Annotated in this window: 21 protein-coding genes; 13 read left to right on the forward strand and 8 right to left on the reverse strand. The window is 51.2% G+C overall.

Translation table 11 applies throughout. From position 1 onward, the window contains the following. The 5 genes from NZ772_00385 to mnmE all read left to right on the forward strand — a co-directional run. The coding region (locus tag NZ772_00385) for a lipase (GenBank protein MCS6812025.1) at positions 1-570 on the forward strand (570 nt) is incomplete at its 5' end. Between the two features lie 153 nt (positions 571-723). Further along, the gene (locus tag NZ772_00390; GenBank protein MCS6812026.1) at positions 724-1,020 is read left to right on the forward strand and encodes a hypothetical protein; all 297 of its coding nucleotides are present in this window, start codon (positions 724-726) and stop codon (positions 1,018-1,020) included. A 71-nt stretch (positions 1,021-1,091) separates the two neighbouring features. Further along, positions 1,092-2,498, forward strand: a complete 1,407-nt coding sequence (gene argH / locus NZ772_00395) for an argininosuccinate lyase (GenBank protein MCS6812027.1) — start codon at positions 1,092-1,094, stop codon at positions 2,496-2,498. Between the two features lie 511 nt (positions 2,499-3,009). Next, a complete protein-coding gene (locus NZ772_00400; GenBank protein ID MCS6812028.1) occupies positions 3,010-5,316 on the forward strand; it encodes a ribonuclease R in 2,307 nt (768 codons plus the stop codon). Continuing rightward, positions 5,288-6,688 (forward strand): tRNA uridine-5-carboxymethylaminomethyl(34) synthesis GTPase MnmE, encoded by a 1,401-nt coding sequence (gene mnmE / locus NZ772_00405; GenBank protein ID MCS6812029.1) that lies wholly within the window; start codon positions 5,288-5,290, stop codon positions 6,686-6,688. Before NZ772_00400 ends, mnmE begins: the two co-directional genes overlap by 29 nt. Positions 6,689-6,785: 97 nt before the next feature. On the opposite strand, the gene NZ772_00410 is transcribed toward mnmE, so the two are convergent. Both NZ772_00410 and rseP read right to left on the reverse strand, forming a co-directional pair. Then, positions 6,786-8,597, reverse strand: coding sequence for an ABC transporter ATP-binding protein/permease (locus tag NZ772_00410; protein MCS6812030.1), 1,812 nt, complete (start codon positions 8,595-8,597; stop codon positions 6,786-6,788). A gap of 216 nt (positions 8,598-8,813) precedes the next feature. Beyond that, the gene (rseP, locus tag NZ772_00415) at positions 8,814-9,908 is read right to left on the reverse strand and encodes an RIP metalloprotease RseP (GenBank protein MCS6812031.1); all 1,095 of its coding nucleotides are present in this window, start codon (positions 9,906-9,908) and stop codon (positions 8,814-8,816) included. 61 nt (positions 9,909-9,969) lie between these two features. Between rseP and NZ772_00420 the strand changes: the two genes are divergently transcribed. Continuing rightward, the gene (locus tag NZ772_00420) at positions 9,970-10,236 is read left to right on the forward strand and encodes a hypothetical protein (GenBank protein ID MCS6812032.1); all 267 of its coding nucleotides are present in this window, start codon (positions 9,970-9,972) and stop codon (positions 10,234-10,236) included. Positions 10,237-10,334: 98 nt separating this feature from the next. Further along, complete coding sequence (locus tag NZ772_00425; GenBank protein ID MCS6812033.1) at positions 10,335-11,393, forward strand: aromatic ring-hydroxylating dioxygenase subunit alpha; 1,059 nt, start codon at positions 10,335-10,337, stop codon at positions 11,391-11,393. A gap of 32 nt (positions 11,394-11,425) precedes the next feature. Here the strand turns inward: NZ772_00425 and uvrA are convergent, their stop codons facing one another. Then, positions 11,426-14,551 carry an excinuclease ABC subunit UvrA gene (gene uvrA / locus NZ772_00430; protein ID MCS6812034.1) on the reverse strand — a complete coding sequence of 1,042 codons (3,126 nt, stop codon included), beginning with the start codon at positions 14,549-14,551 and terminating at the stop codon, positions 11,426-11,428. A gap of 256 nt (positions 14,552-14,807) precedes the next feature. Here uvrA and NZ772_00435 point away from each other — a divergent pair, with 256 nt between their 5' ends. The 3 genes from NZ772_00435 to NZ772_00445 all read left to right on the forward strand — a co-directional run bounded on the left by NZ772_00435 (position 14,808) and on the right by NZ772_00445 (position 16,260). Then, positions 14,808-15,038, forward strand: a complete 231-nt coding sequence (locus tag NZ772_00435; GenBank protein MCS6812035.1) for a hypothetical protein — start codon at positions 14,808-14,810, stop codon at positions 15,036-15,038. A 65-nt stretch (positions 15,039-15,103) separates the two neighbouring features. Continuing rightward, on the forward strand, positions 15,104-15,613 hold the full coding sequence (locus NZ772_00440; protein MCS6812036.1) for a helix-turn-helix domain-containing protein: 510 nt from the start codon (positions 15,104-15,106) through the stop codon (positions 15,611-15,613). After that, entirely contained in the window at positions 15,610-16,260 is a 651-nt protein-coding gene (locus tag NZ772_00445; GenBank protein MCS6812037.1) for a helix-turn-helix transcriptional regulator, read from the forward strand. The genes NZ772_00440 and NZ772_00445 overlap by 4 nt, the downstream gene beginning before the upstream one ends. Here the strand turns inward: NZ772_00445 and glmU are convergent. After that, complete coding sequence (glmU, locus tag NZ772_00450; GenBank protein ID MCS6812038.1) at positions 16,243-17,598, reverse strand: bifunctional UDP-N-acetylglucosamine diphosphorylase/glucosamine-1-phosphate N-acetyltransferase GlmU; 1,356 nt, start codon at positions 17,596-17,598, stop codon at positions 16,243-16,245. The genes NZ772_00445 and glmU overlap by 18 nt on opposite strands. A gap of 220 nt (positions 17,599-17,818) precedes the next feature. Between glmU and rplI the strand changes: the two genes are divergently transcribed. Then, positions 17,819-18,277, forward strand: coding sequence for a 50S ribosomal protein L9 (gene rplI / locus NZ772_00455; protein MCS6812039.1), 459 nt, complete (start codon positions 17,819-17,821; stop codon positions 18,275-18,277). A 55-nt stretch (positions 18,278-18,332) separates the two neighbouring features. Here the strand turns inward: rplI and recQ are convergent, their stop codons facing one another. Further along, positions 18,333-20,555 (reverse strand): DNA helicase RecQ, encoded by a 2,223-nt coding sequence (gene recQ, locus NZ772_00460; GenBank protein MCS6812040.1) that lies wholly within the window; start codon positions 20,553-20,555, stop codon positions 18,333-18,335. A gap of 150 nt (positions 20,556-20,705) precedes the next feature. Here recQ and NZ772_00465 point away from each other — a divergent pair, with 150 nt between their 5' ends. Together NZ772_00465 and NZ772_00470 are read left to right on the forward strand one after the other, a co-directional pair. Further along, the gene (locus NZ772_00465) at positions 20,706-21,443 is read left to right on the forward strand and encodes a GvpL/GvpF family gas vesicle protein (protein MCS6812041.1); all 738 of its coding nucleotides are present in this window, start codon (positions 20,706-20,708) and stop codon (positions 21,441-21,443) included. Between the two features lie 117 nt (positions 21,444-21,560). Next, positions 21,561-22,031: a CBS domain-containing protein gene (locus NZ772_00470; GenBank protein MCS6812042.1), complete on the forward strand. Its 471-nt coding sequence runs from the start codon at positions 21,561-21,563 to the stop codon at positions 22,029-22,031. 19 nt (positions 22,032-22,050) lie between these two features. Here NZ772_00470 and NZ772_00475 read toward each other — a convergent pair whose 3' ends face one another. The 3 genes from NZ772_00475 to NZ772_00485 all read right to left on the reverse strand — a co-directional run. Continuing rightward, positions 22,051-22,632 carry a TIGR04376 family protein gene (locus tag NZ772_00475; protein ID MCS6812043.1) on the reverse strand — a complete coding sequence of 194 codons (582 nt, stop codon included), beginning with the start codon at positions 22,630-22,632 and terminating at the stop codon, positions 22,051-22,053. Between the two features lie 12 nt (positions 22,633-22,644). Further along, positions 22,645-23,646 (reverse strand): hypothetical protein, encoded by a 1,002-nt coding sequence (locus tag NZ772_00480; protein MCS6812044.1) that lies wholly within the window; start codon positions 23,644-23,646, stop codon positions 22,645-22,647. A 244-nt stretch (positions 23,647-23,890) separates the two neighbouring features. Beyond that, positions 23,891-24,312: hypothetical protein (locus NZ772_00485; GenBank protein MCS6812045.1), on the reverse strand; the 422-nt coding region annotated here is incomplete at its 5' end.

The following is a 24,312-nucleotide window of genomic DNA, read 5'->3' on the forward strand; positions in this document are numbered from 1 at the left end:
ACTGTAGGTGGGCGATCGATGGTGCCGATTCTGCGACGGCTCGATCAAACCGTGAGCGAAGTGCTCGCTACAACTAAAACTAGTCAAGTCACCTTGATTGGGCATTCGGCTGGTGGCTGGATTGCCCGCATCTACCTGGGTGAAAAGCCCTATACGATACATGGTGATGTCCAAGCGGATGCCAACCTGTGGGATGCTCGTCATCGCATCCATACCCTGGTTACCCTAGGAACGCCCCACGTGAGCCAAGAACCCTGGACGCGCCGCAACTTAGATTTTGTCAACATCAATTATCCAGGGGCCTTTTACAACGACGTGCGCTACGTCTGTGTTGCTGGTAAAGCCGTGTATGGTGAGCCGCGCTGGGGCAGTTGGCTAGCCTATCAGAGTTACAAGATAACCGTCGGTGATGGTCGTGTTTGGGGAGATGGCATCACACCGATCGCGGCTGCTCACCTTGAAGGTGCCCAAAACCTGACCCTAGAGGGGGCAAAGCACGCGCCTACATCTGGCGGCCCTTGGTACGGATCTCCAGAGTTTCTCCCAGTTTGGTTACCCTACTTGCCGTAACCCTAAGACTGGTTACCCACCATCAAGTGGTGTACTCTTAACAGGTAAGTATTGATATAGCAGACGGCGGTGATCCTGGCGATCACATTCCCAGCATCTGGGGGTATCCTGATGTTCTAGCATACGCAAACCTTTGCAAAGGATGTGTGGACGATGGTAGACATGATTCCAGAAATCGGTTCTTGGCTGGTAACCATGGCTGATACCCATGGAGCAGCTCAGGCAGCAGTTTCTCACTTGCCCCACGTAGGTGCGATCGATTGGTTTCACAGTTGGCTATTGCATCATGATTGGACACTCTTGCAATCAGGCGATGGCCAATTTAGTCAAGACTTAGCAGGCAGCTTTCAGCGGAGCTGGAATCATTTTGTTAAAACTGGACAGGTTTGGGCCATGTTATTCGGTATCATCCTAGGCTACATGATTAAACAGTTCACGACGTTTGGTTAGGCTTGAGTCCTGGGCTTTGCCCTGGGCTGAGTCAGCCAAACGGCAGTATTAAGGGTGATACAACATTAGTTATGGATCCTTATCAGGAATCTAAAGATCCGCAAACATGGAGCCAACGGTTTGAGCAGGCATTGCATCCAGCCATTGCTCACTTTAACGCCAGTATAGGGTTTGACATTGAGTTACTTGACTATGACTTGACTGGCTCCCAAGCTCATGCCCAGATGTTAGGGCAGACAGGGATTTTAACCCTAGAGGATGCTGACCGACTTGTCGCTGGCCTAGAGCAAATTCGTCAGGAATATCGCGACGGTACATTTAAGCCTGGTGTAGAGTCAGAAGATGTCCACTTTGCCGTAGAGCGTCGCTTGATTGAGATTGTTGGTGATGTCGGTAAAACGCTGCACACTGCTCGATCGCGCAACGATCAAGTAGGTACCGATATTCGACTTTACCTGCGGGATCAGATCATTCATATTCGCAGCCAGCTTCGTCAATTCCAGACAGTGCTTCTCGATTTAGCAGACCAGCATGTGGAAACCTTGATCCCTGGCTATACTCACCTGCAACGGGCACAGCCCATTAGCCTTGCCCACTATTTGCTAGCCTATTTTGAAATGGCCCAGCGAGACTGGGAGCGCCTAGGTGAAATCTATCGCCGTGTGAATATTTCTCCCCTAGGCTGTGGTGCCTTAGCAGGGACGACCTTCCCCATCGATCGCCGGTTAACGGCAGACCTGCTCAACTTTGGTGGCATCTATCGCAATAGCCTGGATGGAGTTAGCGATCGCGACTTTGCTATCGAATTTCTCAGTGCGGCTAGCCTAATCATGGTGCATCTGTCTCGCCTGTCTGAAGAAATGATTCTCTGGTCATCCCAAGAATTTAGCTTTATCAGCCTCACGGATCGCTGTGCCACTGGTTCTAGCATCATGCCGCAGAAGAAAAACCCAGACGTTCCAGAATTAGTGCGAGGCAAGACTGGCCGAGTGATTGGGCATTTGCAGGCCATGTTAGTGGTAATGAAGGCGCTGCCCTTGGCCTACAACAAAGATTTGCAGGAAGATAAAGAAGCGTTGTTTGATAGCGTAAAAACCGTCTCGGCCTGCCTCAAAGCTATGACCATCTTCTTGCAAGAAGGAGTTGAATTCCGCCTCGATCGCCTTGCCCAAGCTGTTGCTGAAGACTTTTCTAACGCTACGGATGTTGCAGATTACCTGGCAGCACGGGGGGTTCCCTTTCGGGAAGCCTATAACTTGGTGGGGCAAGTTGTGAAAACCAGCCTTGCTCAGGGCAAGCTCTTGAAAGATCTAACGCTCGATGAGTGGAAATCGCTCCACCCAGCCTTTGACAGCGATATTTATGAAGCAATCACCCCCCGTCAGGTCGTGGCTGCTCGCAACAGCTACGGTGGCACCGGATTTGCCCAGGTTCGCCAAGCACTCCAAGATGCCCGATCGCGCCTACAAGCCATCTGACAACAATCCTAACCAGCCTAGTCTTTAGGTAATGGGCTACCTTGCCAGTACTGGATTACCGCCACTCATTAGAGATATGCTCCTTCAGCAACCATTGAGTTGTCACGTTGAGTCGTCATGGTTTGCCACGCCTAGACCAGAGAGAGTCATGGTCAAGAGTCATGGTCAAAAAAGTTATGGTCACATCAAAGTTATAGTCACATCATTGGCAGTAATAGAGTAGGGTATAAGATGAATAGGCGTAGAGAGGCTTACGTCTAGCTGCGTTGAGGGTGTTAGCTACCATTGCGTTCATGAACTATGCCCAAGCCCTACGGCAGTCACTGGTCATGGTTGACGATTGAGCAGTAGCCATGGCTAGTTGGACTCCTGTCTGCGTACTACTCTGCTTCTGCTTACCTCTTGCCTAGGGCGTAGTGTAGTTGCAACGTTCCTGCGTACTACAATAATAGCCAACTAGGATCCAAAGAGTTTTGTTAATTCTGCACAGTAATAAGGACTGAACCGCCACATGGAATTTTCGATCGCTGACCTGCTAGCAAATTTTACCGATGATAAGCTGATTGCTCCCAAAGTATTGGAAAAAAAACTGGACTGTCAGGATGAAGTTTCGGCCCACAAGCTACAAATTGCCCTGGATGCCCTAGCCAAAGTTGGTGTCTTGATTAAGGAGCGAGGACGCTATCGACGCAACCCTGAAGAACAGTTGGTTGAAGGCAAGTTACGCTGCTCTAGTAAAGGCTTCTGCTTTGCGATTCAAGATGCTGAAGAGGCAGAAGATATTTACATTCGGGAAAGCCATCTTAGCTCAGCGTGGAATGGCGATCGGGTATTGGTCAAAGTCACGAAGGAAGGGTCGCGGCGGCGTAGCCCTGAAGGGGAAGTGCGCGTGATTTTAGAACGGGCCAACACGTCAGTGCTAGCGCGAGTCAAGGAAGAAAACCAAACCTTTCGAGCAGTGCCCTTGGACGATCGTTTACTCTTTGAGTTGGATTTACAAGATGGTGACATAGATCTAAAGTCCGCTGTTGACCACCTCGTGCATGTTGAAATTAAGCGCTATCCTCTAGGGCGACATTCTCCCATTGGTCTAGTCACTCAAGTGTTAGGAAGTGATGCCCAGTCCGCTGCTGACACAGACATTGTTTGTTGTAAATATGACCTACCGCGCACCTTTCCTAAAGCTGTTTTGGAAGAAGCGGCAGCCCTAGAGGAGCAGCCTGTTGATGAGGAGGACGATCGCCTCGACCTGCGGGATTTGCTAACCGTGACGATCCGTCCCAAAGATTCTGAACAGCCCCTAGACATTGATGATGCAATCACCCTAGTCAGAACTGAGGATGATCACTGGCAACTTGGTGTGCATATCGCTGACGTATCCCAAGTGGTAGTGCCAGACTCTGCTCTCGATCGAGAGGCACAAAAACGAGGAACATCAGTCTATTTGGGTGATCTCACCCTGCCGATGCTCCCTGAGGCTGTGTCTCAGATATGTGCCTTGTTGCCAGGGAAGGATCGACTGGCCCTGTCTGTGCTCTTTACCCTAGACGACGACGGCAATATTCTGGAATTTGAAATTCAACCAACCATTATTCGCGTTGATTACAGTCTTAGCTATCAAACCGTACAAAACCTGCTCATGGCAGGAGGATACTTGCCAAACTCTCCAGACAGCACAGAACCCTCTGCTGTCCCAGACAACCCAGCTCTGAGTGACATGCTGGGTAATCTCTACAGGCTCAGTCAACAGATTCATCGCCAGCGGCACCAGCGGGGAGCATTTGACCTGAACTTGCCCGACACTCGGTTCCACTATGACGACGAAGGGGTATTAGGAGCAGTGATTACGTCATCAGCGATGGTTGCCCGCCCCATGGTTCTAGAGTTGATGATTTTAGCCAACCAAGCAGTAGCCTCTCATTTGCGAGCACTAGGTGTGCCAGGGATCTATCGTGTGCATCCCACCCCTATTTACTCCGATGTGCAAGAGCTAATGAAGCTAATCAGCAATATGGGTATTGAGTTGCAGCTAGCCCAAGAAGATGCCATTCAACCGTTGGATTACCAAGTCTTTACTCAGCAGTTTGCTACCTCTAAGACCGAAAAGGTTCTCACCTACCTGTTGCTAGAAACGTTAAAACCTGCTGTCTATTCCACAACACCCCGTCCCCATTTCGGTCTAGCTCTAGAACAGGGTTACACCCATTTCACATCACCGTTGCGTCGCTACTCTGACTTGCTAGTGCATCGGGTGCTTCATGCTGTCTTTTTAGAAGGCCGCGATCGTAAATCGAGTCGTGCCAAAGAGTCTGTGAATCTGCGCCATAGCTCTTGTCATGACAAGATTAGCTGGAATGTGCTGCCCCCTGAAATTCATGAAGCGTTCGAGTTACAGTTTTCTGCATTGGTTGGTCATCTGACAGAACAAGAAAAGATAGCCCAAGAAGCAGAGGAAGACTTGGAAGGCTTAAAGAAAGCTGGCTTCATGCAAGCGCACACAGGTGAAATCTTCCAGGGATTGATTACAGGTGTCCAGTCCTATGGCTTTTTTGTGGAATTAGAGGATCTGTTGGTGGAAGGGCTAGTACATGTCAGTTCCCTTAAGGATGATTGGTATGAGTATCGATCGCGCCAACAACGCCTAGTAGGTCGCAAAAACCGCCGTCAGTTTCGCTTGGGCGATCGCGTTGAAGTGCAAGTCAAGAGTGTTGACTACTACCGCCAGCAAATTGACCTTGTAGCCGTAGGCGGTGGTAGTGAAGCCTCCGATGATGATCTTGACCTAGAGGATGGGCCTTCCCTTGATGGTGAAGACTGACACAATTGCCGCCATAGCCACTGCGATTGTGCCTCAACAGGGTAGTGTGGGCATCGTTCGGGTATCAGGTAGCGAGGCCGTGGCGATCGCTCGTTCCCTATTCCATGCGCCTGGTCGTCAACCATGGGAGAGCCATCGTATCCTCTATGGCCATATTCGCCATCCCCAAACCAAGGCCACGATCGACGAAGCCCTGCTCTTGCTAATGCTGGCCCCTCGCTCTTACACCCGTGAAGATGTTGTAGAATTTCACTGCCACGGTGGGATTATGGCCGTGCAACAGACCCTTAACCTGTGTCTAGCCCAGGGAGCACGGTTAGCCCAACCAGGAGAGTTTACCCTGCGGGCGTTTCTCAACGGACGCATAGACTTGGCCCAAGCTGAGGGCATTGCTGATCTAGTGGGGGCACAGTCTCCGCAGGCTGCCCAGTTGGCACTGGCGGGCATTCAGGGCAAGTTATCCCATGCTATTCGTCGGCTGCGGGATGTTTGCCTGGGTATCTTAGCGGAAATTGAAGCTCGCCTTGATTTTGAGGATGATTTGCCTCCCTTGGATGAAATGGGGGTGCAAATGCAGCTAGCCCAAGTTGCCATGACTGTGGATCACATCCTGGCTACGGCAGACCAAGGCAGGTTGTTGCGATCAGGCTTAAACGTGGCCATTGTGGGTCGCCCTAATGTCGGCAAGTCCAGTTTGTTAAATGCTTGGAGCCGCAGCGATCGTGCCATCGTGACTGACCTACCAGGCACTACCCGTGACGTGGTGGAATCTCACCTCGTAGTAGGTGGCATTCCCATACAGGTGTTAGACACAGCCGGAATTCGGGACACCAGCGATCGTGTTGAACAGTTGGGGGTAGCGCGATCGCGCCAAGTAGCTCAAGCTGCTGACTTGGTATTACTAGTGATTGATGCAACTACGGGTTGGACTGAGGATGACCACACCATCTACACCCAGGTTCGTCACCGTCCCCTCATTCTAGTAGTCAACAAAATCGACCTATTACCCCCGACCACTGACCTTGCCCACCTCCGCCATCACTGGCCAGACATCACTCAGGTCGTGGCCACATCGGCTGCCCAGCAACAAGGCATTGACCAGCTTGAGCAAGCCATTCTCACGACTGTAAACGCTGGTAACCTGCACGCCGCTAACCTAGAAATTGCCATCAACCAACGTCAACAAGCAGCACTGCTGCGGTGCCAAGCATCCCTGACCTATGTCCAGCAAGCGATCGCCGATCAACTTCCCCTAGACTTTTGGACGATCGACCTGCGCAGTGCCATCCAAGCACTGGGTGAAATCACAGGTGACGATGTAACAGAATCCGTTTTAGACCAAATCTTCAGCCGCTTTTGCATTGGCAAATAATACCAACGGAATCTATCTATAGGGGCTATCACGTCAGTTCAAACAGACGCACAACTCGTTGTGTTAACCCCCGCCGCTGTTCTCGCTCCCATTCCTACTACCCCACTGACCGAATGCCCATCTGTACCCGCCACAGTGCAGTGTAGATGCCCTCTGGGTTGGTGAGTAGTTGGTCATGGGTGCCCTGTTCTACTAGACGACCATGCTCCATGACGTAGATTTGATGGGCATTACGAATGGTAGAGAGGCGATGGGCGATCGCGATCGTTGTGCGATTGGCTGTAATCTGCTCTAAAGATTTTTGGATAGCAGCTTCAGTTTCGTTGTCTACAGCAGAAGTAGCCTCATCTAGGATGAGAATAGGAGGATTTTTCAACACTGCACGGGCGATAGCTATACGCTGCCGTTGGCCGCCAGAGAGTCTTTGCCCCCGTTCACCAACGATCGTCTCGTAGCCTTGGGGTAACTGCTGGATGAAATCGTGGGCCTCGGCGACCTTAGCCGCAGCAATTACCTCTGTATCTGTGGCTTCAAAGCTGCCGTAGATGATGTTTTCCCGCACGGTGCCGTGGAAGAGGAATACATCTTGACTAACCCAACCAATCGCTCGTCGCAACTGAGCCAAGGGGATCTCTCGCACATCTATCCCATCTAGGGTAATGCTACCTGCTTGAATGTCGTAGAGACGCAGCAGCAACTTCACTAGGGTACTTTTGCCTGATCCAGTAGACCCAACAATCGCCGTTGTTTTGCCAGCAGGGATGTGGAGTGTCAAATTTTCAATCACAGGAGGACGATCGCGGTAGGCGAAGGTGATGTTTCGGAGGTGAATATCGCCGCGGATAGGAAATGGGAGGAGAGGAGTTGGGCTACTGGGCATTTCAACCCTGGATAACGCCTGGGGTTTTGTATCCAGCAGGTTCATCACCCGGTTGGTGGAGGCCATGGCCCGCTGGTACTGGTCTAGGGTTTCGCCTAGGCGCGTTAGAGGCCACAACAGGCGCTGGGTCAGGAATACCATCAAGCTGTAGTTGCCTACAGATAGGCGACCTGCCAGAGCCTCTCGACCGCCCAGCAGCAAAATAGCCACGAAGCCCAAAAAAATAATGATGCGAATCAGCGGTACATAGGCAGCACTAAGGGCGATCGCCCGCTGATTGCTGCGGCGATAGGCATGGCTTTCCATAGCAAGGCGATCCTGCTCGTAGGCTTCTGTGACAAAGCTCTTGATCGTGACAATGCCCCCTAGGTTATTGGCCAAGCGGCTATTGAGCAAGCTCACTTGCTCACGGACACTAGCATAGCGGGGAGCCAGCACTGTCTGAAAGGCGATCGATCCCCAGAGGATAAACGGCATGGGCAGCATAGCCAACCAAGCCACGCCAGGAGCTAAGGCAAAAAATGCACCACCGATAATCAGCACGGTGGTCAGGGTTTGAATGACCTCATTGGCACCTCGATCAAGAAACCGCTCCAGTTGGTTAATGTCATCATTGAGGATGGCCATTAACTCCCCAGTGCTGCGTTCTTCAAAATAGGCCAGTTCTAGTTCTTGCAAGTGACCATAGGCATCCAACCGCAGGTGATGCTGAATTTGCTGTGCCAAGTTACGCCAGAGGCGATCGTAGGCATACTCAAAGGCAGATTCTAGCCCCCAGATCACCGCAGACAGTAGCGACAACACTACCAGTTGTACAGTAGGATCGGGTACTCCAAAGCGGGCAATCATAGAATCCTGCCGTTGCACAACCACATCTACGGCTGCGCCAATCAATGCTGGTGGAGCTAGGTCAAACAGCTTGTTGAGCACCGAACAGCCGATCGCTAGCCATGTCTGTCGGCGATAGCGCTGTCCATAGCGGAGTAACCGTTGCAGTGGATGACGCTGGGTAGAGGCAGGTGGATGCATGTAGGGTCAGGATGAAAAATAGGCGTTGCTGAACATAGTTGCTGAACATAGATATGAATTGCTCCCATTCCCAACCCCTTCTCCCCAAGGAAAATAAGGGATCTAGAACTCCTATTCCTTCTCCCAAGGGAGAGAACTAGGGTGAGGCAGGGAAAGGGCTGCGAGCAGCTCAAGCACAAGAATCATACTTCTGTTCAGCAAAGCCCGATGAGTTACCTATCGCTGTAACAGGTTTTGAATACTATCTAGCTGCACTGTATCTCGAATAATCAAGAACACACCGAGTCCTAACAGCAGCACTAGCCCCGTTTGCATGACTCCATCTTGGATTTTGCTGGGCAGTGGCTTGCCTAGCAGGCCCTCCACAATCAGGAACACTAGTTGTCCGCCATCCAATGCTGGCAGGGGCAAAATATTCAAAATTGCCAAGTTAATGCTGATAATAGCTGCAAAGGTAAATAGACTAGCCATGTCGTTGCGAGCGAACTTAGCTCCCTGCTCTACAATCCCAACTGGGCCGGCAACTTGACCTACTGTATCCTGAAAGTGGGTAACTAATTGGGTAAAGCCAGTCACAGTGCGACTGACGATAGTTTGAAACTGAGTGGCAGCTAGATTGATGACCTCAAGAGGGTTTTTTACTGGGCGATAGGATGGCTTACCGTGGGGCAGCAGTTGCACGCCAATGCGCCCCTTGCCGTCAGCACCTGGCTGAGGAATAACCTGGATCAGCAATGGCTGATTATTGCGCTCAATGGTTAGCGTCAGCGGTTGGTTAACATGGGTTTGAATGGCAGTCATCAGATCGGTAATTGCCGACTCAGAGGCTCCTAAGGGTCGATTTTCGACTGCTATGACTACATCCCCCGCCCTGATGCCTGCTTGGGCTGCTGGAGAGTTCTCGGCCATAACCTGCGGCACTAGCACTCCGGGCTGATAGTTGAATCCCTCAGGCACACCAAAAATGCCTAACTGAGCTACTAGGATGAGATAGGCAAACAGCAAATTAGCGAGTACCCCAGCACTAATCACGATCGCTCGATCCAGCAGTGGCCGATTCCGCAGCAGATCTGGATCATTAGCAGGAATCTCGCTATTGTCCTCGTCGTCTGGAAAGCCTACAAAGCCGCCCAGTGGGATGCCCCGCAGGGCATATTCAGTCCGTGATCCCTGATATTTCCACAAAATAGGGCCAAAGCCGATGGAAAACCGGTTGACATGGATGCCCTGAAGACGAGCAGCAAGGAAATGTCCTAATTCGTGGACAATAATCAGTAGGGCAAGCACTAAAATTGCAGCTAAGACTCCCATAGGACTATGATTTTGATCGCGTGGTTTGTAACTAGAGTGTGTTTCCCATTGTAAACGGCTAATGGATGCCTTTCAGCCAACTCCCCCAGAATGGACAACTGCTGCTGTTCACGCAGTGCAGTTTCGTTGCCCAGTTTGTCAAGCCGCCTGTACAGAAGCAACGGCTGTATGGATTAACCGCCGATCGCCAGTCTATACCGATGATCATCGACGCAAGTGGCAAGAGTTTTATCAGTGCAATTGTGGCAATCCCTGGTGGGCCTGGAGCAGCGATCGACCCCCATCTGATCTGCGTCGTCCAGAGAGTGAAACCGATTCAGCCAATTAGGTATCATGTCAAGTGCCATGGTTGCTATCTGCAGAGTGGGTAACTGTGGTACGGTTGTAACAATACGTTTCTAACCCCGTAACGCTGGATCCTAGACTGTGACAGGTAATCAACCTTATTTTCTGCGCGATATTTGGTATTATGCCATGCCGAGTGCGCGCCTTCAGCCCGGCAAGATGGTGGCCAAAACGCTGTTAGGTGAGCCGATTCTCTTTGGACGCGATCGTCAGGGCAAGGCCTTCGCCATTCGTGATATTTGTCCCCATCGTGGCATCCCTCTTTCCTACGGCAAGTTTGACGGCTGCGAGGTAGAGTGTTGCTACCATGGATGGCGCTTTGATCCCCAAGGGCACTGCACAGCTATTCCTGCTCTCACGGATGACCAAGCTAGTGATCTGGATTTGCAGCGTCTACGAATAAAGCCTTACCCTGTGCAAGAGGCTCAAGGCAACCTGTGGATCTACATGCCCAATGATCCACGGGCGATCGACCCTGTGCCTGTAATGGATATTCCCCTAGTGCCTGATTTTGGCGATCGTTCCTACCAGTCCGTTGATGTCTTTCATTTTCCTTGCTATGTAGATCACGCTGTAATTGGACTTATGGATCCAGCCCATGGTCCCTTTGTGCATCAAGTCTGGTGGTGGCGACCCAAGACGGCCCTGTTTGAGAAAGCCAAAGCTTTTGGCCCTAGGCCCTATGGCTTTGCAATGCTGCGACACAAATTGCTGCGGCAGTCTCTGATTTATCGCCTGCTTGGTGGCACCCCAGAGGTGGAGATTACCTTTCGTCTGCCTGGAGTGCGGATTGAACATATCAAAACTGCCAAACACACAGTCTGTAATTTGACAGCGGTCACCCCCATCTCTGAGACTGAAACCGAAGTCACCACCCTATTCTATTGGACGGTACCTTGGATTAATCTCCTGCGGCCTATCCTCAAGCCCCTAGTGACGGTATTTATGAACCAAGATCGAGATGTGGTGATCAAGCAACAGGATGGATTGAAATACGACCCATCGTTAATGCTGATCAAGGATGCAGATGCCCAAGCTCGTTGGTATTACCAGCTCAAAGCTGAATATGCCAAGGCTGTGGCCGAGCAACGGGAGTTTGTCAACCCAGTTAAGGAACAAGTGCTACGCTGGCGCAGTTAGAGCAAGCACATGCTCACCGAGATAGCACTGCCCTAGGACAAGACTTGACGCAGATAGCGACCTGTGTGGGAATGGGGAATGGTAGCGATCGTTTCAGGCGTACCCTCAGCAATGATTTCACCACCCCGATCGCCCCCCTCTGGCCCTAGGTCGATAATCCAATCCGAGCATCGGATCACATCTAGGTTATGTTCAATCACCAGCACCGAGTTGCCCTTGTCTACCAGGCGTTGCACCACATCTAGCAACTTGTGGACATCGTAGAAAGAAAGTCCTGTAGTAGGTTCGTCAATTAAATAGAGGGTTTTACCCGTGGCACGACGAGATAGCTCAGAGGCCAGCTTCATCCGCTGTGCTTCTCCACCAGACAATGTAGGGGCAGTTTGTCCTAGTCGGATGTATCCCAGACCCACATCCACCAGAGTTTGCAGACGGGTAGCCGCTTGGGGAATATTCTCAAAGAACACGACCGCTTCTTCTACGGTCATATTCAACACATCTGAGATGGATTTACCCTTGTACTTAACCTGTAATGTCTCCCGGTTGTAGCGTGCCCCTTTACACACCTCACACTGGACGTAAACATCCGGTAAAAAATTCATCTCAATCACATTCACCCCCTGCCCACCGCAAGCTTCACAACGCCCACCCTTGACATTGAAGGAAAACTGTCCGGCTTTGTAACCACGGGCCTTGGCCTCGATCGTCTCAGCAAACAAGTCGCGAATCACATCAAAACAGCCTGTGTAGGTAGCCGGGTTAGAGCGGGGGGTGCGACCGATCGGTGACTGATCAATCACAATTACCTTGTCTAGAGCACTTAACCCCTCAACAGCATCAAGTTCCTTGGGAAAGGGAATCTTACTGCCAAAATGGTGAAGTAATGCTGGATACAACAGCTCATTGATTAAGGTAGACTTGCCGGAGCCAGAAACACCGGTTATACAGACCAATTTCCCCAGGGGAATATCCACATCAATGTGCTTAAGGTTATTGCGGTGAGCATTCCGCATCCGTAGTACTTTGTGGTTACCCGTTCGGCGCTGCGTCGGAGTAGGAATGACCCGTCGGCGAGAAAGATACGCGCCTGTAAGGGATTCTTGGCTAGCGAGTATAGCATTTAGGTCACCTTGGGCAACAATGCGGCCACCGTGCACACCCGCGCCAGGGCCAATATCAACTATATGATCTGCGGCGCGAATAGTTTCTTCATCGTGCTCCACTACGATCAGGGTATTACCCAAGTCCCGCAGCTTAATTAGGGTGTTCAAGAGGCGAGTATTATCGCGTTGGTGCAGGCCAATGCTGGGTTCATCTAGGACATACAATACCCCGGTCAAACCAGAGCCAATTTGGGTAGCCAGCCGAATTCGCTGGGCTTCGCCGCCAGAGAGTGTCATGGCTGGACGATCAAGGGTGAGATAGTCTAGCCCTACATCTATCAGGAACTGGAGGCGGGCGCGAATTTCTCGCATCACTAGGTCGGCAATTTGGGCTTGGCGATCGCTGAGTTTTACAGTGTTAATACGCTCTAGACAGGTTTGAATGGAAACGCTGGTAAAATCAGTAATGCGGAACTGACCAATGCGCACAGACAGTGCTTCTGGTTTCAGACGCTTGCCATGACAAACTTCACAGGTTTGCTCAACAATATATTTCTCTAACTTTTGCTTGTAAGTATCAGAACTAGACTCGTGATACTGCTTTTCGAGTAAAGGCAGCACACCATCATAGCGACGATAGTAACCACGCTTGCCCTGGTAGCGCGAGTCAGTTTCAACCCAGATTTCCTCTGGAGAACCATACAAGAGAATATGCTGCTGTTCTGGGGTGAGGTGTTTCCAAGGGGTTTGAATATCGAAACCAAAGGCTTCAGCAACACTGTAGAGCAATGACAGATAGTAGGTGTTGTCTTTGTCTGACCAAGGGGCGATCGCTGCATAGACTGGCAACTCAGGATTGGGCACGACTAAATCGGCCGAAAACTTGCGGTGGCTGCCCAAGCCATGACAGGCAGGACAAGCTCCATAGGGAGAGTTGAAGGAAAATAACCGAGGCGATAGCTCTTCCATCACAGCACCGTGCTCAGGGCAGGCAAAGTTTTCAGAGAAGACAAGCTCTTCCTTGGTGCGTCGCTCCTCGCTGGGTATGCGTCGTCCTAAAGGACTAGATGGTGATGGGTGAGTAGTCTCAGCATCAACCCTGTAACCGCCCCCCTTTTCCGCCGCGATCGGCAACCGAGAAGATAGGGAAATAACGTTATTCGCTGGGGTAGGTGCTGGAAACTTAGAGGGTGATGGTTCTAAACTACTCTCAGTGGAAGAGTCATCACTAAGCACATCGATGACAGCAATGCCACCGGAGCGCTTGAGGCAAGTGGTAAGAGAGTCTACCAAGCGTTCTTGCAATCCAGGCTTGATCACCAGACGATCCACCACAATCTCAATCGTGTGGGCTTGGTTTTTATCCAATTCGATTGCATCACTCAACTCCCGAACTTCCCCATCGACCCGTACTCGCACAAAGCCTTCTGCTGCCAGGCTAGACAGTAGCTTCTTGTGGGTGCCCTTTTTGCCACGCACTACGGGCGCTAAGATCTGGAAACGAGTGCGTTCTGGCAAGGCGAGGATACGATCGCACATCTGGTCAATGGTTTGGGGAGCAATGCTGCGATTGCAGTGGGGGCAATGTGGCTCTCCAGCTCGCCCAAATAGCAACCGCAGGTAGTCATAAATCTCAGTGACTGTACCTACTGTAGACCGCGGGTTGTGAGAGGTGGACTTTTGGTCAATGGAAATTGCTGGACTTAAGCCTTCGATCGCATCTACGTCGGGCTTGTCTACCTGGCCTAAAAACTGACGAGCATAGGCACTAAGAGACTCCACATAGCGCCGTTGCCCCTCAGCAAAGATCGTATCAAAGGCCAGGGATGACTTGCCAGAACCTGACACTCCTGTAAACACAATCAAGCGATCGCGGGGTAATTCTAAGTCGATATTCTTTAAGTTGTGCTGTCGTGCACCCCGCACGCGAATGGTGTTGCGATCGCCAGAGCGAGACAGAGAGCGTAGTCCTGACTCAGCTACCAAATTATTCGTTACCTGACCATTGTGCTGTGCAGTTGAATCCACGCTATTGACATCAATCACGTCGGACATGGGCAATGGGCGATACAGTTCTTGACAATTGTACTGGAGAAATTTAGCCTGTCCATCAGTGGGATGAAATTGAGTTGTTTTAGAGAGACGATGGCAGAACTAACCGATCGGAAGAATTGAACAACTACTGGCTACGGGTGCATCTGCATGGGCGCAATGGGCTGCCGATGCAAGCTAAAGGTAACTAGTTGCCTCTTTCCTGGAACTTGGACTTGCTACTATGGAGTTACTGGTTAGCACGGAAAGGATAAATATTATGGCTCGACAACTAAAACGGTGGGAGTCACCCCGATCGCAGGGGCGCAACCACAAGGGAAGGGGCGGCAGTGCTCGGCATCGCCAACGCAAGAAACAGTTCCAGCGTCTACGGATAACTCTTAAAAATGGTATCAATATCAACAGCGGGAAGGGGGTTCAATCTCTTCCCGCTCTTGTTTGGCGGGGATTAGCCAATCCAGATCCTGTGGATGCAAGTGTGTTGCTATGATTGGGATAATCAGGTGTATGGCTAATGATTGAGATACTTGGCTAGTAGATTGTGAGGATGCAGGCGTGAAAAGCGGCAGTAAGTATCAACCTCTACTTGACTACCTCCGTCGCAGTGACCAACTCGTCGTGACCTTGACACTGGCAGAAATCGAAACCATTCTAGGCAGCAACTTGCCAAAGTCTGCCTACTATAGTCGGGGATGGTGGGGTAATCGGGCAAAGGGTGCGCTTCAAGCCTCTGCCTGGATGGATGCTGGCTACCTAGTGGATACGATCGACCTAGAGCGCCAGCAAATCACTTTCCGCAGGCCGCCGTCGGTGTATAAAGCGCAACGCCAAGGTGATACTATCGTGTGGACAGGAGAGTTAATCAAGGCATTGCGGATGCACATGGGCATTACTCAAATGGAATTTGCAGCTACCCTAGGTGTGAGACAGCAAACAGTGAGTGAGTGGGAGACGAATGCTTACACGCCAACTCGTGCCTCGTCTAAGCATCTGATGCTGGTAGCAGAACAATGCCAGTTTAAGTACGAAGTGGATTCAGTGGACGGGAATGTGAATAACTCATGACAAGTCAGCCCTATTGTCAACAGCTACAGATGTTGATGCAGCAGGCTGGCATTTCCAGTCTACGATCGCTCAGCCGCCAAGCTGGGGTATCCCTGTGGCAGGTACGGCAAGTGCAAGCTGGTAATTTACACAACATGCGCCTAGCGGTGTTGCAAGCCCTCAGTCGGGCACTCCGACTGTCCTTAGCAGACTTTCTTAGTGCCTTTGGAGCATCAACACCAGACCCTCAGCCACAAACGGATCAGCCCCCCGCTATGGTCAGTCGGCAAGAGTACGATCGACTACATCAACAACTAAACCTACAACGAGAATTGCTGACCCAAGAGCTTCAGCGCCATAGTCTAGACACCTTGGAGTCTTTGTTGGTGCAACTGCCTACAGCTCGGTATGCGGCTACCCATAATCCACAACTACCGGCTAAGAATGTGTTACTGTTATTGACCCCCCTCGATCGCCTATTAACCCAATGGGGATTGGCCTATCTAGATGCAGTTGGAGATGAAGTACCCTACGATCCCCAGCGCCATCAGCTTACGGAAGGTTCGGCTCAACCGGGCGATCGGGTCAAGGTGCGGTATGCGGGGTATGCCTGGCGGGGAAATTTACTGCGGCGATCGCAGGTCACTGCCTTAGTCACTCGTGGATAACCGCCAGCCAGGTTTCACTACCTGACGACTGCGAGCAATTACCAGGCAATCATCAGGCACATCCTCGGTAATTGTAGATCCAGCGGCGACGGTAACATCTGCACCTAGGGTAATAGGGGCGACCAGCACACTGTTGGATCCAGTCTTAGAGCGATCGCCAATCACTGTCCTGTGCTTGCGAACACCGTCATAGTTAGCCGTAATAGTTCCCGCACCGATGTTGACCTGTGTGCCCAAGGTAGCATCTCCTAGATAGGATAGGTGGGCAGCATTGGTACGCTCGCCCAACTTAGCATTCTTTAGCTCCACAAAGTTGCCAATCCGGCAGTTTTGCCCCACCTCAGCATGACCCCGCAGGTGGGCATAGGGACCAATCCTCGTGCCAGACTGCACCACACTGTCTGTAATCACAGAATAGAGAACGGTCACATTCTCGCCAATATGGCTGTTTTCAATCAGGCTCCCTGGCCCAATACGGCTGCCAGTGCCGATTACAGTGGTGCCTCGTAGGTGGGTTTGCGGCTCAATCACCACGTCGGGGTGAAGTTCCACAGTGTCATCGATCGTTATACTAGCCGGATCGATTAAGGTCACCCCTGACATCATCCAGGCTGCTTTGATCCGTAGTTGCAAGATATCGTAGAGGTTAGCCAACTGCTGGCGATCGTTGATCCCCAGAATTTCCTGGTAATCTTCCACATCCACTGCCATTACCGGCTTCAGCCAGCTCACTACATCGGTGAGGTAATATTCCTGTTGGTCATTATCAGCCTTCAACTCTGGCAGCAAGGCGGCTAACTCTGGCCAGCGAAAACAATAGACCCCAGCATTAATGCGGTTATTCTGACGTTGGGCAGGGGTACAATCGCGGTGTTCCACAATCTGACTGAGCAGCCCCTGTTCATCACAAAATACCCGACCATAACCCCGTGGATCGGGTACCTGCGCCGTGAGAATAGTAGCAGCATTGCCATGTTGACGATGCACATCCAGTAATTGCTTCAGGGTCTCTGGCCGCAGCAAGGGCACATCTCCATTCAGCACTAGTAAGTCGCCGTCAAAACCCTCTAAGTGAGGTAAAAGCTGTTGGACTGCGTGACCAGTTCCCTTTTGTTCTGCTTGCTCCACAAACTCCAAGTTTGGATACGACTGTAACGAGGCTTTTACCCGTTCCCCCTGATAGCCAACAATCACCAACCGTCGGGTCGGATTCAAGATATTCACACTATCCAGAACGCGCTCCAGCAAGGATTTGCTCCCCAACCGATGCATAACCTTCGGCAACTGCGACTTCATGCGAGTCCCTTTGCCTGCCGCCAACACCGCTACTGCAACCATTACCCATACCCATGTTGTCAAGTTCACATGGCAGTATACCGCGCAGGTTGTCCCAAGCTCGACTTTCTCCCTTAGAGAATCTAGGCAAACCCATGAAATTGCTGCTTTGGTTTCTGTACTAAAGTCCTTGCGGAAGGGCTACAGAACTCGCTATGATCCTAAATCCTTGTATGCAGTTGCAAGGGTGCAGTTGCAAGGATCCAGAGCAGAGGAAACTACTATGGCAAAGCGTGTACAGGTCGTATTGAAAGAAGCCGTTGCTAAGTTGGGCAATGTCGGGGATGTGGTGGATGTTGCTCCTGGCTACGCCCGCAACTATTTGATTCCACGGGGGGTAGCTGTGCATACAACGCCAGCTATTTTGCGGCAAGTGGAGCGTTGGCGTGAGCAGGAACGTCAGCGATTAGCGGCGTTGAAGCAAGAGGCAGAGGAACTAAAAGCGGCATTGGAAAAGCTTGCCCAGATAACTGTGTCTAAGCAAGCAGGCGAAGAGAATGTGCTATTTGGGACAGTAACTGATCGGGAAGTGGCGGAGTTGATTCAACAGGCGATCGGCAAAGAGATCGATCGGCGTAATATCACGTTGCCTGCTATCAAGAAGTTAGGCACCTATACCGCTAGCATCAAGTTACACCCTGAGGTTACAGCCGCGATTACAGTCGAAGTTGTGGCAGCATAGTCAATTCTCAGACCAATCCCTAGACTAATCTCTGCTAAGAATGCCAGCATCAGTCCTAGGAGCGTAGCTCGCCTGTGATTTGGTAATAGGCACGCACTAGGCGCAACTCACCATAGCTGTAGTGTCCCTGTAAATACTCGTACACTGGTTTTAGGGCTGATGCACCAACGGTTTCTAGGGCGGCACGAATCACAGCCTGTCGCTCTGGCTCGACGAGATTGTCAAGGTCAATGGCTTCCCCTTGTTCAATTAACTCTGCTAAGTGGGTTTCGATCGTCGTAGCCTTCAGTTGCCGCTGCTCAGCAATCTGTTGTACTGTCAAGCCCTGACGAAACAGTTGCAGGGTTACCAGTTGGGTAGAAGACGGCGTGGGTTGTACAACTTCTGCTTGAACCCTCTGGTCAGTCTCTAGGTTGTGATCGTGACAATAGCAACGAATAGCATCTGTAAACAGACGACCGTATTGCTCTAGTTTGCGTCGTCCTACCCCAGGGAGGCAATCGAAGGCTGCTAAAGTCGTGGGTCGCTCTACTGCCATTGCCCGCAAACTGGCATCACTAAACACTACATAGGGTGGCACTGATTGTTCATCAGCTAGTTGTTTCCGTAACTGACGCAAGTGCTGAAATAACCCTGCCGTTGCGGGATCAGTTAGCTCTGGCGCAGTGGACGACTTACTGGTTGGCTGCTCTAGAGCTTGGGGTTTGGAGATCGCTATCCAGACTTGCCGCTGTTTGCGCATGACCTCCCAACTGTGGGCGTTGAGTTTCAGGATGGAATAGCCATCGCTGGTTTCGTCCACTAGTCCCTGCTGAATCAGTGTGCGGGCTAGCAGCCGCCACTCGTCTACTTGGCGATCCTTGCCAATGCCGTAGGTAGAGAGTTGTTCGTGCTTATGCCTCAGCACTTTTTCACTCCGGGATCCGCGCAACACATCAATAATATGGGCAACGCCAAATCGCTCTTGGCAGCGGGCAACACAAGAGAGAAACTTCTGAGCGTCGATCGTCCAGTCCTCTAAAGGTTTTGGATGCCGACAGTTATCACAATTGCCACAGTTGCCAGCGAACGTTTCCCCAAAGTAGCCAAGCTGAATCGTACGCCGACAAATTGAGCTTTCGGCATAGGCAATGACTTGGCGGAGTTGTTGGTAGGCGATGCGTTGCTCTGCCACTAAGGGTTCTCCGGTTTCAGGATCTACCTTCTGGCTGATCAACCACTCTATGCTTTTGATATCACTCAGCCCGAAATAGAGGGTACAATGAGCCGGTTCGCCATCTCGTCCTGCACGCCCTGACTCTTGGTAATAGCTTTCAATGTTGCGGGGTAGGTCGTAGTGGATGACAAAGCGAACATCGGGTTTGTTGATCCCCATGCCAAAGGCGATCGTAGCAACCATAACCCGGACATCATCCCGAATAAACCGCTGCGGATTGTCGCTGCGCTGTCGGTTATCCATGCCTGCATGGTAGGGTAGGTCTGCAATTCCATGGTGGTTCAGGCGGGTCGTCAACTCATCCACCCGCTTGCGACTCAAACAGTAGATGATGCCAGGCCCAGTTAACTGTTGCACCTGCTGCACAAGCTGGATAAAGGTTTGGTTACCACGCCGGTGTTTAGGGTGCACCTCGTAGTAGAGATTAGAACGGTTGAAGCTAGCAATGTGGCAGTAGGGTTGACGCAGGTCTAGCTGGCTGATGATGTCTTGGCGCACTCGTTCTGTAGCGGTTGCCGTCAGGGCCATGATTGGCACTTGGGGATAGATTTGTCGAAGTCGCCGCAATTGGCGATACTCCGGGCGAAAGTCATGTCCCCATTCAGACACGCAGTGCGCTTCGTCGATCGCGATTGCCGTCAATCCCACTCCAGCTTGAATAGAACCCAAAAAGTCCAGCAAAAAACTCTCTAGCAACAGTCGCTCTGGAGCCACATACAGCAGTTTGATCTCACCCTTGAGGGCAGCTTGGGAGCGATCGCGGCTTTCCACGGCTGAAAGACTGCTATTGAGAAACGTCGCTGCGATGCCATTGATTTGTAGTGCTTCCACTTGGTCTTGCATCAGAGCAATTAAGGGTGACACCACAATCGTCAGCCCTGATCGCACCAAAGCCGGAAGCTGAAAACATAATGACTTGCCACCCCCAGTAGGCATCACTACCAACACATCTTGGCCTGTCAGCGCTGCCTCTACAATCTCTCGCTGACCTGGCCGAAACTGGTCATATCCAAAGAATTGCTTTAGGGCCTTTTCCAGGCCGTCAGTTGTTGCTGTAGCCATCTGCATCCCCAAGCGATCGCCATGCTGCTGAGCGTTAGTTTATACTATCGGCCAATTTTCATCCTGAAGCTAGTGCCAGAATCAGCGTAAAGTATTAGGTGAGTTCTGCCGATCAGGAGCATTACTCTACCCACTACATCAGTGACACCTATGGGATATGGTTTTTACCTCTATGGCATCTTTCCAGCCCCAGGCCCCCAAGCTCTAGACCTTCAAGGATTGGATCAACAGCCCGTCAGGGTTCAACTGTTAGATGACTTTGCTATCCTCTTTTCTGAGGCTCAACAGGAGCGGTATCTAGCTAGTCGGCGTAACCTGTTAGACCACGAAAAGGTACTAGAAACAGCCATGCAGTTGGGTTATCGCTCTCTGCTGCCGCTTCAATTCGGCTTGATTGTCCAAGACTGGCAGCCCGTTATGGAGGACTTAATCATCCCCAAGCGAGATCAACTCCACCAGTTGCTTAGCCGTCTACAGGGCAAGCGAGAAGTCGGTGTCAAGCTATTCTGGGACAATGAGGCCGAGCTAGCGATGCTAATGGCTGAAAACCAGGCCTTGAAAGCTGAGCGCGATCGCTTAGAGGGCAAGTCTCTACGGATGGATGAGGTAATTGCCATTGGGCAGGCAATAGAACAAGGGTTACAGGCTCGTCAACAAGCCATCATCGACACCTTTCGCGCTACCCTTAATCCCTTAGCCGCTAGCACGATCGAAAATGACCTGCTGACTGATAGCATGATCTACAACGCTGCTTACCTTATCGCTTGGGATGACGAATCGGTCTTCAGCGAACAGATTGATGCCCTAGATCACCAGTTTGAAAATCGCCTCAAAATTCGCTATAACAACTTCACTGCTCCCTACAACTTTGCTCAGCTAGAGCAGTGAGCCAACCAGTAGCCACTGCTATCCTGTAACCGCAAGCTGTAACATCCTGTGAAGTCTCACAGCCCTGATTTCGGTAGTTTCCTACAATAGAACTAGACACTCGTTGGTAATGAATCTATGGCTAGAACCGTTGCCGATGCCATGAGTCACCCCCCCTTGACGGTGCAGCCCGAAACATCCCTCAAGGATGTGATTAAGCTCTTGGCCGATCGGCGCATTAGTGGCCTTCCCGTCGTCAATGCAGACGGACAGCTAGTGGGCATTGTGTCAGAAACAGACTTAATGTGGCAAGAGACTGGAGCTACGCCTCCTGCCTATATTATGCTGCTAGACAGTGTGATTTACCTAGAGAATCCCAAACGCTATGAGCGTGATCTACACAAGGTTCTAGGGCAAACAGTTGCTGATGTTATGAGCCGAGATGTGATCACCACGCGGCCAGAGCAGTCGCTGCGGTCTGCGGCTAAGTTAATGCACGAGAAAAATGTCCGTCGGCTGCCAGTGCTCGACCACGAGAATCGTGTAGTTGGAATTTTAACCAGAGGAGATATTATCCGGGTGATGGCTATGGAGCAGGATGCCGAGTAGAGGGCTAATAGCTGCCTACCTAGCGACCCATTTGGCGCTTGAGCTGCTCAATTTCATCATCCATTTCCCACTGGCGAAACTTCTGCTCTAAAGGATCTGCAGGCGATCGGGGTCGATAGTGGGATGCCTGATACCAACCAGCAGTTTCCCGTGAGGTGTCTTGGGCTTGGGATGCAGCCTCAGCCGCCTTCACTTCCTTAAGTTTGCGTTGCACTTCCTGTCGCCGTGCTTGCACCTGACGGTAGAGTTCTTCCGTTTTCTTGATACGCTCTTGTACACCGCGCATTTGGCCCCAGAGTTGATTGCCTTCTCGCAACAATGCTGCTTCTCGCTCCTGGGCTGGCTCTGCCAAATCTAAGCGTCCGGCTGCCTTGGCCTTATCGATGCGGATATGCCACAACTTAACCTCTTGGGCTGTTGCCATGATCTGCTCCTGCAAGGCTGTCTCTTGTCGTCGAAGATCCACCAACAGTTTACGGGTGTCCTCTTCCTGTTCTTGTAACTGGTCATCCAAAGCCATCAGTTCTAGCTGTGGATGACTACGCAGAAACTCTTCCAGCCGAGTTTCTAAAAACTGGCTGAGATCATCAAAAAGTCCCATGGCTGCCGATCCCTATAATTTCTGCCCAACATATACCGATCGTACTTCACCGTTGCGTCGAATAACTGCCTCCTGACCCGCGATTCGCACCATTGTCCAGCCAGTATTGCCGATCGCCTCTCCTGGATAGATGCGTTGAGGTGAGCCGTTAATCTCAAACAAAGCGGCTGACTTTTTACCCAAGTCCAACAAACCAACTAGGGTCACTGTTTCTGTAGGAACAGGAGAAACTAGCGGCGAAGGAACTGGGGCCACCGTTGCTGTTTTAGGTGCTTGGGCAGCCACGCTCGGAACTGCTGCCGGTGATTGTGCAGTGGGTGGCATGTAGAACATCTGGGGTGGTTGATAAACAGGGATGTAGACACGCTCTAACACCGTAGGAGCCATCGAGGGCTGAGCAGGGCTACCACTGACTGGTACGGTAGGTAACCCATTAGGGTTAACAGCCACAGGGAGACTGTCGGGCTTAGCAGCAGTGCTATTGATGACTTCTAGAGAGCGCTGTACGTAGTCAATGAACTGCAAGTCAGCAGCAACCTGAGGATCGAGAGATGGCGCAGTAACAGGCGGTGCTGGTTGTCCGATAACGGTAGCAACAAACCGATAAATGTCCTGGCGGTTGATCCAGCCAACTACTGCGGTTGCCAAGACCGCTGCGATCGCTGTTCCCAACATGAGTCGATCTACCAATGAACTAGCCTGTCGTCCTGAGTCAGACGGTGCAGTCTCCGGCGGTACTAGCTCTGGATCCTGTGAAGATACACTGGGGGATGGAGCTACTGGAGGCACAAGCGTCAATGGCATAGCTGGTTCATGACCGACGATCGGCTCTGGACTAGGACTATAACCATCGTCCATCTCAACAACAGTCTGTCCCCGCTCAAAATTGTCCAACAGTTGATCTAGCTCCTCAAACACATCATTCATCACATCGTCAACAGACACATCCATAGACCAAGGCTGGCGATCGCTAGAAGGGCTTGAGGGTTCTACTTTTGGGAGCTGATGAGTCATAACAGGCTCAGGGTTGGCTAAAGGAGATAGTCGTGAAGACGATGAGCAAGAATCGTGAGCCATATCGTCAGTCATAGAACTGTCACAGGAACTCGACAAGTAGGAGCTAGGCTAATGGCTTCAGCACTGCACCCCAGCTAGATGGATCCATACGTTTAAGGTTACTACCATGACTTAGGATTATAGGCGCAATGTTTGGGAATGAGACAGGTTTTTAAGAAATATCCCCAGTTTCCACCCATGGCTAACGAGTGTCTAGGGGCGGTGAAACTGCCTGAATCTCTCGATAAACATTTGTACCAATCTGCAATGCTTGGTTTAACAAGCGGCTGTAGTCATTAGCTTGGTGACTCAACTCTATCGCTTTCAACGTGCTGAAATTGGTTTCAATGCTGGCAAATAGGTCATAGCGCCGAGATAGCAGCCCCCGATTTTCTCGCAAAATGCGATCGGTCATCACCCCGCAAATCAAGCTTTCCCGCACTAGCTCCAACGCCTTGAGCACCTCTGCCCGGTTATCCAGTTGGATTTGGCTGTTACCCGCAGCCGCTAACCGATCAAGCACATCAACCGCCTGAATCACCTCGTTATAGCGATCCACATCATCCAACAGAACTGCTAACACAGCCATCTGGCGAGCCTTCAACAGCCAGGAACCATTCCAAG

It is taken from the genome of Cyanobacteriota bacterium, assembly GCA_025054735.1.
Lineage (GTDB): Bacteria > Cyanobacteriota > Cyanobacteriia > SKYG9 > SKYG9 > SKYG9.